Raw genomic sequence first — 416 nt, 5'->3', positions numbered from 1 at the left:
CCGCATGCACGCGCTGGCCCTTGAAGTACGCCAGCGGGCGAGCGCGACCACCGGCCAGCGGCTGTGCACTGTCGATGTGCAGCGCCATCGGCCACTGGCCGAAGCCACAGGCCTGCGCTGCGGTTTCCTCATCGGCCTGGCCGAGGTTGACCACCCGGAAATCGCATTCGCTGGCGCGGCTGACGGGCTCGCGCAACGGCCCGGCCGGAATCATCCGGCCATTGCCGTAGCGACGCTGCGCATCGACCACTTCGATCTCGATGTCGCGCGCCAGGCGGTAGTGCTGCAGGCCATCGTCGCAGACGATCACATCGCAGCCGGCCTCGATCAGCGCCTTGCCGGCGGCGACACGGTCGCGGTCCACGCGCACCGGCACACCGGTCTTCCAGGCGATCAGCACCGGCTCGTCACCGCCC

At 70.0% G+C, this 416-nt stretch carries 1 protein-coding gene; it reads right to left on the bottom strand.

Features of this window, described 5'->3' with window-relative positions:
* A partial coding sequence (gene lpxK / locus D7X55_RS46980) for a tetraacyldisaccharide 4'-kinase (RefSeq protein WP_121725789.1) occupies positions 1-416 on the bottom strand: 416 nt, incomplete at both ends.

The organism is Corallococcus sp. AB049A (assembly GCF_003668885.1).
Taxonomy (GTDB): Bacteria; Myxococcota; Myxococcia; order Myxococcales; family Myxococcaceae; genus Corallococcus; species Corallococcus interemptor.
The sequence above is the reverse complement of the archived record's forward strand: the minus strand, read 5'-3'. Positions and strand labels throughout refer to the sequence as shown.